Annotated in this window: 14 protein-coding genes; 6 read left to right on the top strand and 8 right to left on the bottom strand. The window is 67.4% G+C overall.

Features of this window, described 5'->3' with window-relative positions; all coding sequences use genetic code 11:
• Positions 1–91: 91 nt before the first annotated feature.
• The 4 genes from edd to IM738_RS11885 all read right to left on the bottom strand — a co-directional run bounded on the left by edd (position 92) and on the right by IM738_RS11885 (position 5,224).
• Positions 92–1,918, bottom strand: a complete 1,827-nt coding sequence (edd, locus tag IM738_RS11900) for a phosphogluconate dehydratase (protein WP_236966064.1) — start codon at positions 1,916–1,918, stop codon at positions 92–94.
• A gap of 12 nt (positions 1,919–1,930) precedes the next feature.
• Positions 1,931–2,623, bottom strand: a complete 693-nt coding sequence (gene pgl / locus IM738_RS11895; RefSeq protein WP_236966063.1) for a 6-phosphogluconolactonase — start codon at positions 2,621–2,623, stop codon at positions 1,931–1,933.
• Positions 2,623–4,098, bottom strand: a complete 1,476-nt coding sequence (zwf, locus tag IM738_RS11890; protein ID WP_236966062.1) for a glucose-6-phosphate dehydrogenase — start codon at positions 4,096–4,098, stop codon at positions 2,623–2,625. Before zwf ends, pgl begins: the two co-directional genes overlap by 1 nt.
• A gap of 112 nt (positions 4,099–4,210) precedes the next feature.
• Positions 4,211–5,224, bottom strand: coding sequence for a PfkB family carbohydrate kinase (locus IM738_RS11885; RefSeq protein ID WP_236966061.1), 1,014 nt, complete (start codon positions 5,222–5,224; stop codon positions 4,211–4,213).
• Between the two features lie 157 nt (positions 5,225–5,381).
• Between IM738_RS11885 and IM738_RS11880 the strand changes: the two genes are divergently transcribed.
• From IM738_RS11880 to IM738_RS11860, 5 genes are all read left to right on the top strand, one after another.
• Positions 5,382–6,377, top strand: coding sequence for a sugar ABC transporter substrate-binding protein (locus tag IM738_RS11880; RefSeq protein WP_442908519.1), 996 nt, complete (start codon positions 5,382–5,384; stop codon positions 6,375–6,377).
• 248 nt (positions 6,378–6,625) lie between these two features.
• Entirely contained in the window at positions 6,626–7,585 is a 960-nt protein-coding gene (locus tag IM738_RS11875; RefSeq protein WP_236966059.1) for an ABC transporter permease, read from the top strand.
• Position 7,586: 1 nt separating this feature from the next.
• Positions 7,587–8,384 (top strand): ATP-binding cassette domain-containing protein, encoded by a 798-nt coding sequence (locus IM738_RS11870; protein ID WP_236966058.1) that lies wholly within the window; start codon positions 7,587–7,589, stop codon positions 8,382–8,384.
• Positions 8,385–8,393: 9 nt separating this feature from the next.
• Positions 8,394–8,846: an RbsD/FucU family protein gene (locus IM738_RS11865; protein WP_236966057.1), complete on the top strand. Its 453-nt coding sequence runs from the start codon at positions 8,394–8,396 to the stop codon at positions 8,844–8,846.
• 134 nt (positions 8,847–8,980) lie between these two features.
• Entirely contained in the window at positions 8,981–10,138 is a 1,158-nt protein-coding gene (locus IM738_RS11860; RefSeq protein ID WP_236966306.1) for an ROK family transcriptional regulator, read from the top strand.
• 84 nt (positions 10,139–10,222) lie between these two features.
• Here the strand turns inward: IM738_RS11860 and IM738_RS11855 are convergent, their stop codons facing one another.
• On the bottom strand, positions 10,223–10,906 hold the full coding sequence (locus IM738_RS11855; RefSeq protein ID WP_236966056.1) for an ABC transporter ATP-binding protein: 684 nt from the start codon (positions 10,904–10,906) through the stop codon (positions 10,223–10,225).
• A 104-nt stretch (positions 10,907–11,010) separates the two neighbouring features.
• Here IM738_RS11855 and IM738_RS11850 point away from each other — a divergent pair, with 104 nt between their 5' ends.
• Complete coding sequence (locus tag IM738_RS11850) at positions 11,011–13,068, top strand: DUF1566 domain-containing protein (protein ID WP_236966055.1); 2,058 nt, start codon at positions 11,011–11,013, stop codon at positions 13,066–13,068.
• 9 nt (positions 13,069–13,077) lie between these two features.
• Here IM738_RS11850 and miaA read toward each other — a convergent pair whose 3' ends face one another.
• From miaA to IM738_RS11835, 3 genes are all read right to left on the bottom strand, one after another.
• Positions 13,078–14,034 carry a tRNA (adenosine(37)-N6)-dimethylallyltransferase MiaA gene (gene miaA / locus IM738_RS11845; RefSeq protein ID WP_236966054.1) on the bottom strand — a complete coding sequence of 319 codons (957 nt, stop codon included), beginning with the start codon at positions 14,032–14,034 and terminating at the stop codon, positions 13,078–13,080.
• On the bottom strand, positions 14,024–15,295 hold the full coding sequence (locus IM738_RS11840) for a Bcr/CflA family efflux MFS transporter (protein ID WP_236966053.1): 1,272 nt from the start codon (positions 15,293–15,295) through the stop codon (positions 14,024–14,026). Before IM738_RS11840 ends, miaA begins: the two co-directional genes overlap by 11 nt.
• A 135-nt stretch (positions 15,296–15,430) precedes the next feature.
• Entirely contained in the window at positions 15,431–16,273 is an 843-nt protein-coding gene (locus IM738_RS11835) for an alpha/beta hydrolase (RefSeq protein ID WP_236966052.1), read from the bottom strand.
• Positions 16,274–16,356 lie beyond the last annotated feature (83 nt).

Here is a 16,356-nt window from a genome sequence, read left to right as displayed (position 1 = left end):
CGGGGGAGCCTGTCGGGATCAGCGAGGAACCGGCTTTGCCGGGCCGCTGCTGATGCCCCCTGGGGGGTGACGCCGCAGGCGGCGCGGGGGGTCAAGTGAACAGAGGCGACGCGCCGGATTCGGCGGTGCTGGCATGGGCGCGGAACAGACCAAACAGTTCGCGGCCGGTGCCGTGTTCGTTGTGGGTCAGATCGGGCAGCACCGCGCTGCGCGCGGCCAGCGTGGCGGCGTCCACCTCCAGCTCCAGCACGCCGCGCTCGCAGTCGAGCGTGATCCAGTCGCCGTCCATCACGCGGGCAATCGGGCCGTCGGCGAGCGCTTCGGGGCTGAGGTGGATGGCGGCGGGCACCTTGCCCGAGGCGCCGCTCATGCGGCCGTCGGTGACGAGCGCGACCTTGAAGCCTTTGTCCTGCAGCACGGCCAGCGGCGGCGTGAGCTTGTGCAGCTCGGGCATGCCGTTGGCGCGTGGGCCCTGGTAACGCACGACGGCGATCAGGTCCTTGTTGATCTTGCCGGCGTTGAACAAGGCCAGCAGGTCGGCCTGGTCGCTCACCACCACGGCCTGCGCGCGCACCACGCGGTGCTCGGGCTTCACGGCCGAAACCTTGACCACGCTGCGGCCGAGGTTGCCCTGCAGCAGGCGCAGGCCACCGTCGGCGCTGAAGGGCTCGGCCACGGTGCGCAGCACGGCGGTGTCGCCGCTCACCGTGGGCACGGGGCGCCAGGCGAGCTGGCCGTCCTGCAGGCAGGGCTCGTTCGCGTAGGCGCCCAGGCCCTGGCCCATGACGGTGGTCACGTCGCCGTGCAGCAGGCCGTTGCTCAGCAGTTCCTGCATGAGGAAGCCCATGCCGCCGGCCGCGTGGAAGTGGTTCACGTCGGCGCTGCCGTTGGGGTAGACACGGGCCAGCAACGGCACCACGGCCGAGAGTTCGGCGAAGTCGTCCCAGTCGATCAGCACGCCGGCGGCGCGCGCCATGGCCACGAGGTGGATGGTGTGGTTGGTGGAGCCGCCGGTGGCGAGCAGGCCGATGATGCCGTTGACGATGGTCTTTTCGCTCACGATGTCGGCCATGCAGATGGCGGGCTCGCCGGTCTTGCCGGTGTTGGCCAGCGCGCGCTCCAGCGCGGCCTTGCTCAGCAGCCCGCGCAGCTCGGTGCCGGGGTTCACGAACGACGACCCCGGCAGGTGCAGACCCATGATCTCCATGAGCATCTGGTTGCTGTTGGCGGTGCCGTAAAAGGTGCAGGTGCCGGGCGAGTGGTAGGCCTGGGCCTCGCTCTCCAGTAGCGCGTCGCGGCCGACCAGGCCCTGCGCGTACTGCTGGCGCACCTTGGCCTTGGCGTCGTTGGAGAGGCCGCTGGTCATGGGGCCGGCGGGCACGAACACGGTGCTGAGGTGGCCGAACTGCACCGAACCGATGAACAGGCCGGGCACGATCTTGTCGCAGATGCCGAGCATGAGCGCGGCGTCGAACACGTTGTGCGACAGGCCCACGGCGGTCGCCAGTGCGATCACGTCGCGCGAGAAGAGGGACAGCTCCATGCCGGCCGCGCCTTGCGTGACGCCGTCGCACATCGCCGGTACACCACCCGCCACCTGCGCCGTGGCACCCAGCGTGCGCGCGTGGCTGCGGATCAGCTCGGGGTAGTGCTCGTAGGGCTGGTGGGCCGAGAGCATGTCGTTGTAGGCGGTGATCACGCCCACGTGCGGTGCGCGCTCAGCATGGATTTTCAGCTTGTCGCTCGCGGGCAGGGCGGCCGTCGTGTGCGCCATGTTGGCGCAGCCCATGCCACCGCGCTGCGTGCCGTTCTTGCGCTGTGCGGCCGTGCTGGCGAGGTAGGCGCCGCGCGTGTCGGCGCTGCGTTCGGTGATGCGTTTCGTGACGCGTTCGATGGCGGGGTGCAGGGGCGTGGTCATGTGGTGTTCCGTTCAGGCGATCCAGACGCCGATGGGTGTGCTGGATTGGTTGAGGACCAGGGAAATGGGGAGCGATTCGTCGGCCTTTTCTGCGGCCTTGCGGTAGACGGCGAGTTTGCTCCCGCCGGCGATGGAGAGCACCAGCTCGCGAGCGGCGAGCAGGGCGCTGAGGGTGAACGTCAGGCGGGCGTGCGGCGCGGTGTCGGGCACCACCCAGGCCAGGCGTTGATCGGTGGCGATGGCGCGGGCATAGCCGGGCGCGCCAGGAAACAGCGAGGCGGTGTGGGCGTCTTCGCCCATGCCGAGCACGGCGACGTCCAGCGGCCAGGGCAGGGCGGCGATGCGCTCGCTGGCGTCGATCACCAGCGCGTCCAGCACCTCGGCGTTGAACGTCGGCGCGAGTTCGCGGAAGAACAGCAGGAAGCGGGCTGCGGCGGCTTTGCCCTGCAGCAGGTGGCGGGCGACCAGGGCGGTGTTGCTGTCGGCGTGGTCACGCGGGACCACGCGCTCGTCCACCAGCACCACGGTCACCTGGGACCAGTCCAGGTCCTGCTCGCGCAGCGCATCGAACATGGGGATGGGCGACTTGCCGCCCGAGACCGCCAGGCTCGCCTGGCCGCGCGCGGCGATGGCGGAGCGCAGGGTGCTGGCGATGTGCGCTGCGATGGCAGCGGGTGTGGCGCCGGGGTGTTCGGTCACCTGCATCAGGATTCCTCTACCCAGGAGGAGCCTTCGCGCGCCATCAGCGCCGAAGACGCCGCCGGCCCCCAGCTGCCCGCCGTGTAGGCCTTGGGTTTTTCGTTGAGTTGTTCCCAGCCGTTGATGATGGGCTCGACCCAGGCCCAGGCGGCTTCGAGTTCGTCGCGGCGCATGAAGTGCGTCAGGCGGCCCTTGATGACGTCGATCAGCAGGCGTTCGTAGGCCTCGGCGCGGCGACCGGTGAAGGCCGATTCGAGGTCCAGGTTCAGACTCACCGGGCGCAGCTTCATGCCGCTGCCGGGTTCCTTGGCCATCATCTGCAGCTGGATGTGTTCTTCGGGCTGCAGGCGGATCAGCAAACGGTTGACCGACTTGTGCGCCGAGTCGTTGAAGATGGTGAAGGGCAGTTCGGCGAACTCGATGACGATTTCGGACTGGCGAGCCGCCATGCGCTTGCCGGTGCGCAGGAAGATCGGCACGTTGGCCCAGCGCCAGTTGTTGATGTGGGCCTTGAGAGCCACAAAGGTCTCGGTGCCGCTGTCTTCGGGGATGTTCTCTTCTTGCAGGTAACCCGCAGCGGCTTCACCGCCCGAGGCGCCGGCGCTGTACTGGCCGCGCACCGTGTCGCGCGCCACGTCGGCCACCGTCATGGGTCTCAGCGAGCGCAGCACCTTGAGCTTTTCGTCGCGCACGGCGTCCGGGTCGAGCGAGACCGGTGGCTCCATGGCCACGATGCACAGCAGCTGCAGCAGGTGGTTCTGCACCATGTCGCGCATGGCGCCGGTGCCGTCGTAGAAACCGGCACGGCTGCCCACGCCCACACTCTCGGCCACGGTGATCTGGATGCTCTTGATCTGCGGGCTGCGCCAGAGCGGCTCGAAGATGCTGTTGCCAAAGCGCAGCACCATCAGGTTCTGCACCGTTTCCTTGCCGAGGTAGTGGTCGATGCGGAAGATCTGGTGTTCTTCGAAGTACCGGGCCACGTCGTTGTTGATCTGCTGCGCCGAGGCCAGGTCGTGGCCCAGGGGCTTTTCGAGCACGACCCGGGCGCGTTCGTCGATCAGGCCCGCGCCGGACAGGTTCGCGCAGATGTCCACAAACAGGCTGGGCGCCGTGGCGAGGTAGTACACGCGGTCGGAGCCGGGCTGCATCTCGGCTTTGAGGCCCAGGTAGCTGGCGGCTTCGGTGGCGTCGACACAGACATAGGTCAGGCGGCGCACGAAGGTGGCCCAGGCCTCGTCGGTGTAGGCCTTCTCGCCGATGAAGCCGCGCACCTTTTCCTGGATGAAGTTCAGGAAAGCGGCGCGGTCCCAGCTCTGGCGGCCCAGGGTGTGAATGCGGGTCTGCTCGGGCAGGTTGTTGTGCAGGTGCGCCATGTAGAGCGCCGGCAGCAGCTTGCGGACCGAGAGGTCGCCCACGCCACCGAAGATCACCAGATCGAGCGGGGCCGCCGGGGTTGGGTTGGAGCTGGATGTGGCCATGGGTCTAATAAAGTTACGTTGTTTTCGCGATGATAGTGTAATCAAGTTACACGCGGGTTTCGAATTCACATCGCCTTCATGCAAGCACCGTGCAAGGACACGGCACCCCTTCTCAGATCGCCCGGAACACCGGCCGGGCGCTGGCCACGCGGGCCTGCGCCTGGGCCAGGCTGGGCGGCACGCAGCCGGTTTCCATCACGCACAGGCTGGCGCTGGCGATGGCGTGGCCGAGGATGTGCATCACGTCGGCGGCGTCGAGCGACAGCTCGCTGGCGTTGCGCGCGGCCTGCATCGCCGGGCGCTGCAGCAGCGCGACCAGCATGCCGGCCAGGAAGCTGTCGCCCGCGCCCACGGTGTCGGCCACGGTGACCGGCACCGATTCGGCACCGTGCCAGCCGCTGCCGTCGCGGTTCAGGATCACCGCGCCCTTGGCGCCCAGGGTGAGGGCCAGCCAGCGGGCCGGTGTTTTCGCCATCAGCTCGCGGGCCGCGACCAGCGGGTCGGGGTCTGTGAAGCCCAGCGTGGCGAGGTCGTCGTCGCTCACCTTGACGATGTGTGCCTCGCCGAGCGCGGCCATCACGCTGGCCTGGTAGGCCGCCATGTCGGGCACGATGGCCGGGCGCAGGTTGGCGTCCACCACCACCAGCTTGCCGGCGGCGCGTTGCGCCTTGAGCCAGGGCAGGTACTTGTCGCTGTCTTCGGCCACCAGCGCCAGGCAGCCGGTGGCGATCACCGAGAGCTGCGGCTGCGCGGCGCACTGCACGCTCATGTCGACGGCGTTGACGTCGCGGTCGGCCACGCCCTCGCGGTAGAAGCTGTAGCTGGCCTTGCCTTCGGCGTCCAGGCTCACCAGCGCCAGCGAGGTGGGCTGGTGCACCGGGGTTGGGCGCGCCAGGGTCACGCCGGCCTCGGCGATGGCCTCGGCCATCAGGCGGCCGAAGCGGTCGCGGGAAAGCGGATTGAGGTAGAGCGTGCCCACGCCCTGCAGCCCGAGCGCGCGGGTGAGGTTGTAGACGGCGCCGCCGGCGCAGGGGCGCAGGCGGTCGTCGGCCTCGGTGATCATGTCGATCAGGGCCTCGCCGGCGGTGGCGACTTGAACAGGGGTGTGGGTCTTAGGGAAAACCATAACTAAATCCAGTTGATTTATTAAAGGTGTTCGAACTATAGTTCAGCCACTCCGCAGCCATCTTCGTGAAAACCCGAAGGCCCTGACTGCAGAGCAACGAGAAACATCCATCCGTCGGTCCTTCATCCATCCTCCTGAGGAGACACCTGTGAAAAAAATCGCTTCCACCTTCGTGTTCACCGCCCTGACCCTGGCCGTGGGCGCCGCCGCCGCCCAGGCCCAGCCCGTGATCGGCCTGATCACCAAGACCGAGTCCAACCCCTTCTTCGTCAAGATGAAGGAAGGCGCCGACGCCGAAGCCAAGAAGCTGGGTGCCAAGCTGATCGCCGCCGCCGGCAAGACCGACGGCGACAACGCCGGCCAGGTGACCGCGATGGAAAACATGATCGCTGCCGGCGCGAAGACCATCCTGATCACCCCCAGTGACGCCAAGGCCATCATTCCCGCCATCAAGAAGGCGCAAGCCCAGGGCGTGATGGTCATCGCCCTCGACAGCCCGACCGACCCGGCCACCGCCGTGGACGCCCTGTTCGCCACCGACAACTACAAGGCCGGCGTGCTGATCGGCGAGTACGCCAAGGTCGCCATGGCCGGCAAGAAGCCGGTCATCGCCACGCTCGACCTGTTCCCCGGCCACCCGGTGGGCGCCCAGCGCCACAACGGTTTCCTGAAGGGTTTTGGCCTGACCGCACCGGATGCCAAGAGCAACGACCTGGGCGGCGCCAAGGCCGGCGTGGCCTGCATGGCCGACAGCTTCGGTGACGCGGCCAAGGGCCAGACCGGCATGGAAAACTGCCTGCAGAAGAACCCCGGCATCAACCTGGTCTACACGATCAACGAACCCGCCGCCGCCGGTGCCTACAAGGCGCTGAAGGCCGCCGGCAAGGAAAAAGACGTGGTCATCGTGTCGGTGGACGGCGGCTGCGCCGGCATCAAGGACGTGGGCGCCGGCGTGATCACCGCGACCAGCCAGCAGTACCCGCTGAAGATGGCTTCCATGGGTGTGGCCGCTGGCGTGGAATACGCCAAGACCGGCAAGAAGGTCAGCGGCTATGTCGACACCGGCGTGACCCTGATCGCTGCCAAGGCGGTGAAGGGCGTGGACAGCAAGGACGTGAAGACCGGCACGGACCTGTGCTGGGGTAATAAATAAGGGACTCCCCCCTGCGCCGCTTTGCGGCTTCCCCCCTCTCTGGCGCCTTCGGCTTGGAGGGGGGACGGCAGCTTGGGCCGGCGGAGCCGGACCCTTGCTGCCCCTGGACCGGGAGCGCCTCGCTTCGCTTGGCGCTTTTCGCTCCTGACTCGCTTGACTGAAGGCCTGCGTCAGACGGGCCTCCGCTTGTAGCCGGTTGCTTCGCCTGTGCTGCAACCTCTTTTCATCTGATTGGACGGGCCACCGCCATGAATGCCATCAAAGCCAAACTTCCGCCCATGGGCACCCTCGGGCCTTTCATTGCCCTGCTCGGTGCCTGCCTGTTCTTCGCATCGCAGAGCGACCGCTTTCTGTCGCTGCAGAACTTCTCGCTGATTCTTCAGCAGGTGATGGTGGTGGGCACCATCGCCATCGGCCAGACACTGATCATCCTGACCGCCGGCATCGATCTGTCGTGCGGCATGATCATGGCGCTGGGCTCCATCGTCATGACCAAGATGGGCGCCGACTTCGGGCTCTCCGCGCCGGTGGCCATCATGCTGGGCATCGCCGCCACCACGCTGTTCGGTGTGGTCAACGGCCTGCTGGTCACCAAGGCCAAGCTGCCGCCCTTCATCGTCACGCTGGGCACGCTGAACATCGCGTTCGCCATCACCCAGCTGTACTCGGGCTCGCAGACCATCACCGACGTGTCCGAAGGCATGACCTGGCTCGGCAACTCGTTTCGCATCGGCCAGACCAACATCCTCTACGGCGTGGTGCTGATGCTCGCGCTCTACCTGATCACCTGGCTGTTCCTGCGCGAGACCGCGCCGGGCCGCCACATCTACGCCGTGGGCAACAGCCCCGAAGCCACACGCCTCACCGGCATCTCCACCGACAAAGTGCTGCTGGGCGTGTACGCGCTGGCCGGCGTGTTCTATGGCCTGGCCTCGTTGCTCTCGGTGGCCCGTATCGGCGCTGGTGACCCGAACGCCGGACAGACCGAAAACCTCGACGCCATCACCGCCGTGGTGCTGGGCGGCACCAGCCTGTTCGGCGGCCGCGGCATCATCCTCGGCACCCTGGTGGGCGCCCTGATCGTGGGCGTGTTCCGCAACGGCCTGACGCTCATGGGCGTGTCGTCCGTGTACCAGATCCTGGTGACCGGTGTGCTCGTCATCCTCGCCGTTTTGACCGACCAGATGTCCCGCAAAGGAGTGCGTTGAAATGACCATCGATACCAACGCTCCTCTGGTCATGAAGGCCACGGGCCTGACCAAACGCTACGGCCAGGTCACCGCCCTCGACGGTGCCGACTTCGAGCTGCGCGCCGGCGAAATCATGGCCGTGATCGGCGACAACGGCGCCGGCAAGTCCAGCCTGATCAAGTGCCTCTCGGGCGCCACCATCCCCGACGAGGGCGAGATCTTCCTGGACGGCCAGAAGATCCAGTTCAAGAGCCCGATCGACGCGCGCCGCGCCGGCATCGAAACCGTGTACCAGGACCTTGCCGTGGCCCCGGCCATGACGATCGCCGAGAACCTGTTCCTCGGCCGCGAAATCCGCCGCCCCGGCTTCCTGGGCAGCGTGCTGCAGATGATCGACAAGAAGAAGATGCTGGAAGAGAGCATCGCGCGCATGAACGACCTCAAGGTTGGCATCCGCTCCATGACGCAGGCGGTGGAAACGCTCTCGGGCGGGCAGCGCCAGTGTGTGGCCGTGGCCCGTGCCGCAGCGTTTGCTCAGCACGTGGTGATCATGGACGAGCCGACCGCCGCGCTGGGTGTGAAGGAGGGCAACATGGTGCTGGAGCTGATCCGCCGCGTGCGCGACAAGGGCCTGCCCGTGATCCTGATCTCGCACAACATGCCGCACGTCTTCGAGATCGCCGACCGCATCCACATCGCCCGCCTGGGCAAGCGCGCTGCGGTGGTCAACCCGAAGAAGATCAGCATGAGCGACACGGTGGCGGTGATGACGGGCGCGATGACGGTCGATCAGCTGCCGGCCGAGGTCCTTGCTTGAAAGACACAGATGCTCAAAGGCATTGATCCCCTGCTCAGTCCCGACATGCTCAAACTGCTCGCCGAAATGGGCCACGACGACGCCGTGGTGCTGGCCGACGCCAACTTCACCGCCATGAGCCTGGGCGCGGGCAAGCCGGTGTTGCGCCTGCCCGGCGTGGGCATGCTGCGCACGCTGCAGGCGGTGGTCAGCCTGTTGCCGCTGGCCGACGACGTGAGCCATCCGGTCGCCTACATGCAGGTGAGCGGCACGCCGGAAGGCTACCGCTCGGCCCTGCAGCGCGAAGCCGTGGCCCTGCTGGCCAACGCCGGCCTACCGCCCGAGCGGGTGGAGGCCGTGGAGCGCTACGCGTTCTACGAGCGCGTGAAGAAGGCCTACGCCATCGTCGTCACCGGCGAGCTGGAACCCTGGGGCAACTTCATCCTGCGCAAAGGCGTGCTGGGCCAGCCGCTGCGGGCCTGACGGAAGGGGCGAACGTGTCAAACTTGGGCACCGTGAATGACCCGCTCGACATCCCCTCCGTGGACGCCCCCGAACCGTTGACGGATGCCACCGGCGCGCCGCGCCTGCGCCAGCGTGGTTCCAACCAGGTGGGCATGCGCCAGTTCAACGAGCGCGTGGTGCTGCAGGCCCTGCGTGTGCACGGCAGCCAGCCCAAGGCCGAGCTCGCGCGCCTGACCGGTCTCACGGCGCAGACCATCGGCCTCATCACCGCCCGGCTGGACGAAGACCAGCTGCTCACCCGCGAGGCGCCGGTGCGCGGCCGCGTGGGGCAGCCTTCGGTGCCCGTCGGGCTGAACCCCGACGGTGCTTTTGCGGTGGGCATCAAGATCGGTCGGCGCAGCGCCGACTGGTTGCTGGTCGATTTTCTGGGCCGCGTGCGCCAGCGCCTGGTGCTGGACTACCCGTTTCCCGACGCCGCGTCGCTGCTGCCGGCGATTGAAGCCAACCTCAACCGCCTGCTCGATGGCCTCGGCCCTCTGCGCAGCCGCGTGGTGGGCGTGGGCGTGGCCGCACCGTTCCAGCTGGGCGGCTGGCACCGCATGCTGGGCCTGACGGAGGCGCAGGCCCACGACTGGAGCCAGATCGACCTGGCCACCGAGGTGCAGGCCCTGACCGACCTGCCGGTGAGCTACGCCAAGGACACCTCGGCCGCCTGCGTGGCCGAACTGCTGCAGGGCCGTGGCCGCGAGCTGCACAGTTTTCTCTACCTCTTCATGGACACCTTCGTGGGCGGCGGGCTGGTGATCAACTCCCACCTGCACCGCGGCGTCAACGGCAACGCCGGCGCCGTGGCTTCGTTGCCCTTGCAGGTGGCGGTGCCGGGTGTGAAGGAGCTGCCGCCGCAGCTGATCAGCCAGGCCTCGTTGTGGGACCTCGAGCAGCGGTTCCGTGAACACGCGCTCGACCCCATGGCGGCCTATGACGCGCGCGCCATGCAGGCGCCGTGGTTGCCTTACACCCGCGAGTGGATCGACCGTGCCGCGCTGGCGCTGGCGCACTGCATCGTGGCGGGCACCGCCTTCCTTGATGTCGAGGCGGTGGTGATCGATGGTGTGGTGGCGCCGGACCTGCTGCGCGACCTCTGGGCGCGCACCGGCGAAGCGCTCAAGGCCTACAACCTCGAAGGCCTGCAGGGCCTGCCGCGCCTGGAACTCGGCAGCATCGGCTCGGACGCGCGTGCGCTGGGCGGCGCGCTGCTGCCGCTGCACGCCTGCTTCGCACCCGACCGCGACGTTTTCCTTAAGACTTGACCCACCCCTGCCGCGCTGCGCGCGTCCCCCTCAAGGGGGCGATGCGAGTGGCCCGGCGGAGCCGGTTCCACCGCATCCTGGGTGTCAGGCACCTCGCTCCGCCTGGGTTCCTATTTGCCGGGGTTCTTGCAGGCCCTGCGCTGTGAGGTGCAACACGCGCTGCGCCCGCGCTGCTGCGGCTTCCGAGTGCGTCACCAGGATCAGAGCCGCGCCGCTGTCTTTGGCTTGCCGCTCCAGCACGTCCATCACCTGGCGCGCGGTGGTCGGGTCCAGGTTGCCCGTCGGTTCGTCGGCGAGCAGCAGGCGGGGGCGATGCACCAGCGCGCGCGCAATCGCCACGCGCTGCAGCTGACCGCCGGACAGCTGGGCCGGCAGACGTTCTCCGAGCCCCTCAAGGCCCACCGCCGCCAGCATCTCATTCACACGCGCGGTGTCAGGCTGGGCGAGCAACAGCAGGGGCAGACCGATGTTTTGGGCCACGTCCAGGTGAGGCAACACATGAAAAGCCTGGAACACGAAGCCCAGCTTCTCGCGCCGCCAGTGCGCGCGCTGAACCTCGCCCAGCGTGCCGAGGTCCACGCCATCGTGGGTGATCGTGCCCTCGCTCCAGTCGTCGAGCGCGGCCATGCAGTTGAGCAGGCTGGACTTGCCCACGCCCGATTCACCGACGATGGCGACGAACTCGCCGGGTGCCACGGTGAGGGAGACGCAGGAGAACACGGGCGTGGTGCCGTAGCGCTTTCCAAGGTTCTGGAGAGTGAGACTCATGCAGGGATTGTCCGTGACGGATTTGAACGGCCCGTCAGATGGGTGTGATACAAATGAATACATTCTGGGGCCCAGCCCCGGGTGACATTGATCAGGGAGAGCGCATGAAATTTTTTCGATCACTGACTGGCCTGTTGCTTGTCAGCGTCCTTGTCGCCTGTGGCGGCGGCACAGGCAACCCATCCCAAGAAGCCCCGTCGGAACGCGGCGCGACGAATGTGTCCGTCGCTGCTGCCCCCGATCTGACAAGCGGCAAGGCGGCAGGACTGGAGTCCCCTTCGTACGGCACTCCAGTCGAAGGTGCGGACCTGGCCTTGATGAAGCAGCGGCTGGCCAAGCGGTTCAATGGCCGATTCGCTGGCCAGCCCGACGCCCTCATGGGGGACCGCCAGCGGTACGCGGGTGCCAAGGCTTTTCAACCGGTGGCCCAAGCCTATGGCGGCACACCGGCCTCGGTTCACCGCTTCCTGAACATCCGCACCGGGTCGCACTTCTACACCATGTCTGCGGAGGAAAAGGCCTCCATCGAGCGGAACCTGCCCCAGTTCCGCTACGAAGGGCAAGCCTTCTTTGCGCTCACTGCCTCCGATGTTCCGCTCAGTCCGGTCTATCGGTTCTACAGCATCTACACCGGAACCCACTTCTACACCATCGACCCGGAGGAGAGGGAATATGTGCGAACCTATTTTTGGGAATACTTCAACTACGAGGGCATTGCCTGGTTCGCCACAACCTTTGCAGGTCCCGGTTGGACGCCCATGCACCGGTTCTTCAACAACGCGGCGGGGACGCATTTCTACACGGCGAGCGAAGATGAGCGCCTGAATGTGATCGCGACGGCGCCTCACATGGAGTACGAAGGCATTGGGTACTACGTTCGCACCAGTGGCGCAGCGTTGCCTGTTTCGCCGATTACCTCCAGCAACGCTGTGAGCCGTTTGTGCCCTGGTGGAGACACTGAGAGCTGTGAAACGGCAGCGCAGATGCCGCCAAGCAGTCATGTGGAGGGCAACCGGGAGGGCTCCAGTGGCATCAACCGTTTTGTTCAGTTGCCAGGCCAGCCGGAGACGGATTGCAGGGTCGACAAGGCCACTGGTCTGGTATGGGAGGTCAAGGCGGACAGTGGCCCGCGAAACTCAACTCGGCGGTTCCTGCACATCGACCGGACCGACCGACCGCAGGTGGTTGTCCTGTCTGCCGACTTTGGTCCGTCTGGCTTCACTTGGATTCATGTTCCCAGGACTCCGACCCAGGCTGAGCTCGACTTGGACGCAAACAGCCACGCCTACGTCGAGTACCTCAACACCATCGGGTTGTGTGGCTTCTCCGATTGGCGCATTCCGACCGCGTCCGAGCTGGTCAACGTGGTGAACTTCGAGGGTGAAGGAATTCTGGTTCCCGGCTCCTACACCCTTGGCACATACATTTCTGCCGACTCAGCCACATGGGACTACGACGTGACCTACGCTTCGGGCGACGTGCTGAGGCACAGCGTGGACGGTGTGGTGACGGTGAGCGCGTCTCCAAGCGGGTATTCGGTCAACAACCCGTATGCAGCAGGGAATTTTGTGGACTATGGCTTCAGGGCTGTGGAGGAAGCAGCCCAGGTGGGTACGAGTAACAACAGCAATCACCTCAATCTGATGCTGGTGCGCGGGCCTGTGGCTCCCAGCGCCTCACGGTATACGGCTTTGACGATTCCTTATGGCGGGGATGCGGCAAACAATGTGCTGGTGGACAACTGGAGCAAGCTCCAGTGGCGCCGTTGTGCTGAAGGCCAGAGCTGGACGGGCACCACCTGTGTCGGACAACCCCTGTCGCTGAACCTTTACGACGCCCTGTCACGGACGGCTGCATTGCCAGGCTGGCGCCTGCCTGGTATCAAGGAACTTGAATCACTCTACCGTCGTGATCCGGACACGTCGAAAGTGCAGATGGACCTCGCGGCGTTCCCGATGAATGGCTTCTCGCCGGGTGCATTGCCATTCTGGTCGATGTCTGTTCATTGGCGCACGCTCTTTGATTCGGTGCTGCAGAAGGCGGGCCGTACTGGCTACCAAGCCTCGTTTGAGGGGGTGCCGACAGGGATACCCTCGGCCGATGTGAGGAAGGTGTCTCGCTTCCAGCCCGGTTACATCCGGCTGGTCAGGGTGCACCCCTGATCCGAGTGATCAACCCAGCGTGACCGCGGCCATCACCTGCGCCAGCGCATCGGGCGCATCGCAGGCAATCACGCGCCGCTGCGGCATCGAGCGCAGCCAGGTGAGCTGGCGTTTGGCGAGCTGGCGGGTGGCGAAGATGCCGCGGTCGCGCAGTTCGACGAGCTGGGCCGCCGTGAGCGGCGCGTCTCCCACGGCGTCCAGCGCCTCCCAGGCCTGCCGGTAACCCACGCAGCGCATCGACGGCAGGTCCGGTTGCAGGTCGCCGCGCGCGCGCAGCGCCCGCACCTCGTCCAGGAAGCCTGTCTCCAGCATGGCGTCGAAACGCTGTGCAATCCGCGCATGCAGCCAGGCGCGGTCGGTCGGCTCCAGGCTCAGGAAGGCGCCGGGCGGCACCGGGTTGTGGTCTTTGCGCCCGCCGGTCTGGAGCGCGGAGATGGGCTGGCCCGACACCTCGAACACCTCCAGCGCGCGCTGGATGCGCTGACTGTCGTTGGCCGCCAGGCGCGCGGCGGTGGTGGGGTCGACGCGGGCGAGTTCGGCGTGCATCGCGGGCCAGCCCTTTTCTTTCGCGCGTGTCTCGATGGCCGCGCGCACGGCGGCGTCGGCGCGTGGCATGTCGTCCATGCCCTGCATCAGCGCCTTGAAATACAGCATGGTGCCGCCCACGAGCAGCGGCGTGCGGCCCCGTGCGCCGATCTCGTCGATGAGCCGGGTGGCGTCGCGCACGAACTCGGCGGCGCTGTAGGCCTGCAGCGGGTCGGTGATGTTGATCAGGTGGTGCGGCACCCGGGCCAGTTCGTCCGCCGTGGGTTTGGCGGTGCCGATGTCCATGCCCCGGTAGACCAGCGCCGAGTCGACGCTGATGATCTCGACCGGCCAACGCTCGGCGATGGCCAGCGCCGCAGCGCTCTTGCCGCTGGCGGTAGGTCCGGCGATGGCCAGGCAACGCGGACGCTCAGCCAGCATTGGGAGCCTCGGGGTTGAGGCGTTGTGGCGGCGCCTTGATCTCGCCAAAGCGCTGCACCAGCGTCCACGCGGTGAGCGCGATCAGCACGCTCCAGAACCACATGCCGTTGGTCAGCGGCAGCACGCTGACCGGGCTGGCGGCCAGGCTCTTGCCGAGCCAGCCGCCCATGAAGAAGGCCAGCACCATCATCAGGAAGCCGCTGACCGCCGAGGCCGCGCCCGCGGCCTGCGGAAACGGGCCGACGGCGCCGCTCTGGCCACAGGGCTGGTGCACGCCGTGGCCGAGCATGAACAGGTAGACCGGCCCCATGATGGCGGCCACGCTCTGCACGCCGAACAGGGCCAGCAGGCCCATCGTGGTTCCGGCGGTGAGCGTGCAGGCGCCGGCGAGCGCCACCGTCTTGCGCACGCCCAGCCAGGGCAGCAGGCGGCGGCAGGCGAAGGTGCCGACGATGTAGGACAGCGACATCGAGAACATGGCCAGGCCGTAGGCGGTTTTCGAGAGGCCGAGCACGCCGGTGAAGACGAAAGACGAGGCCGCGAGGAAGGTGAACAGGCCGCCGTAGGACGTGGCCGAGAGCAGGGTGAAGGCCCAGAAGGTGGGGTGGCGCACGATCTGCGCCCAGGTGCGCAGCAGCGTGAGCGGCTCCAGCGCGCGCGGGTTCTTCTGTGCCAGGGTTTCTTCGAAGCGCCAGGCCAGCACGGCCAGGGTGGCGGCGCCGAACACCGCGAGCGCCATCAGCGCCACGCGCCAGCCCGCGAGCTCGGCCAGCAGGCCGCCCACCGGCGCACTGGCGCAGGCGATCACGCCCAGCCCGGTCAGGCCCTTGGACATGATGCGTGCGCCCTCGGTGGGGGCGTACAGGTCGCGCACCACGGCACGGGCGCACATCACGCCCGCGCCCATGGCCACGCCCTGCAGGGTGCGCCAGACGATGAGCTGGTCCATGGTGGTGGCGAAGGTGCTGCCCACCGACGCGAGCACATACAGCAGCGTGCCGCCCAGCAGCACCGGCCGTCGGCCAAAGCGGTCGGACAGCGGGCCCCAGACCATTTGCGACAGGCCGAAGGCCAGCAAGAGCGCGGTCAGGGTCAGCTGGGCCTGCGGCATGGTGGCGCCGAAGCCCTGCGTGATGGCGGGCAGGGCGGGCAGGTAGAGGTCGGTGGTGACCGGCTGCAGACCGAGCAGCAGGGAGAGCACGAGCACGATCAGACCGGGCGACATGCGCGAGGGCGAGGCAGAAGCGGCGGAAACGGACATCCGGTCGAGGGTAGCAGATGGCCCATGTCTGACCGGCGTGACTTGCATGCGTCCAGAACGCGGCGGAACCGGCTTTGCCGGGCCGCACCGCGTTGCCCCCCTCAGGGGGGACGCCGAAGGCGGCGCGGGGGTGACTCAGTTCAACCCGAACAGTTCGGCCAGCGCCACGCGGTACTGCGGCTGGCCCATGGCGTTGGTGTTGTGGTGCGAGCCGCCTTCCACCAGCACGAACGCCTTCTTGCCCGTGGCCGCCTCGTACAGCCGGCGCCCCAGCTCGGGCGCGATGGTGCGGTCTTCGCTGCCGTGCACCACCAGCAGCGGCGCGCCCACCTGCGGCACGCGCTTGACCGCCTCGAAGCGCTGCGTGATCAGCGGCCCCACCGGCAGCCAGCCCCATTTGTAGGAGCTGACCACGTCCGGGATCGAGGTGAAAGTGCCTTCCACCAGGGTGCCAGTCTCGTCGTTGACGCGCGAGGCCAGGTCGATGGCGATGGCCCCGCCCAGCGAGTGGCCGAAGATGTAGCGCGGCCGGTCGGGGTATTTCTGCGCCAGCCAGTCCCAGGCCGCCCGCGCATCCTCATAGGCCAGGGTCTCGGAGGGCAGCTCGTTCGTGCTTTTGCCGAAACCCCGGTAGTCCACCGCCAGCACCGAAAACCCGAGCTCCTGCATGCGCCGCGCGCGGAAGGCCGAGCCGACCACGTTGAAGCGCGCACCGTGCAGGTAGAGCAGCACCGGCGCGTCCGTCTTGCGCTGGAAGTCCTCGTGCTCGGCCCACAGGCCGTGCAGCTTCGCCGGCTGACCGCGCTCTTCCGACGCGAAGTCGATCCACACGTCCTGCATGCCGGCGGCGGCTTCTTCGCCACGCCACCAGCTGCGGTCCGAGGGCTGGAAGATCCAGCCGCGCTGGCGTTCGTCGAGGTTGGCACAGCCGGCGAGCACGGCGGCGATCAACAGGGTGAGGGCGATCAGGCGTTTCATGACTGGAGATGATGCTGCCGGCCCCGGAAAAGTTCACCCGCCGTCCAGGCCGTCGGGCGGCCGGCGCGCCTTGGCGCCAGCCG

The organism is Hydrogenophaga sp. SL48 (assembly GCF_021729865.1).
Lineage (GTDB): Bacteria > Pseudomonadota > Gammaproteobacteria > Burkholderiales > Burkholderiaceae_C > Hydrogenophaga.
Note: the sequence above shows the minus strand (reverse complement) of the source record. Positions and strands in the feature narration are given on the sequence as shown.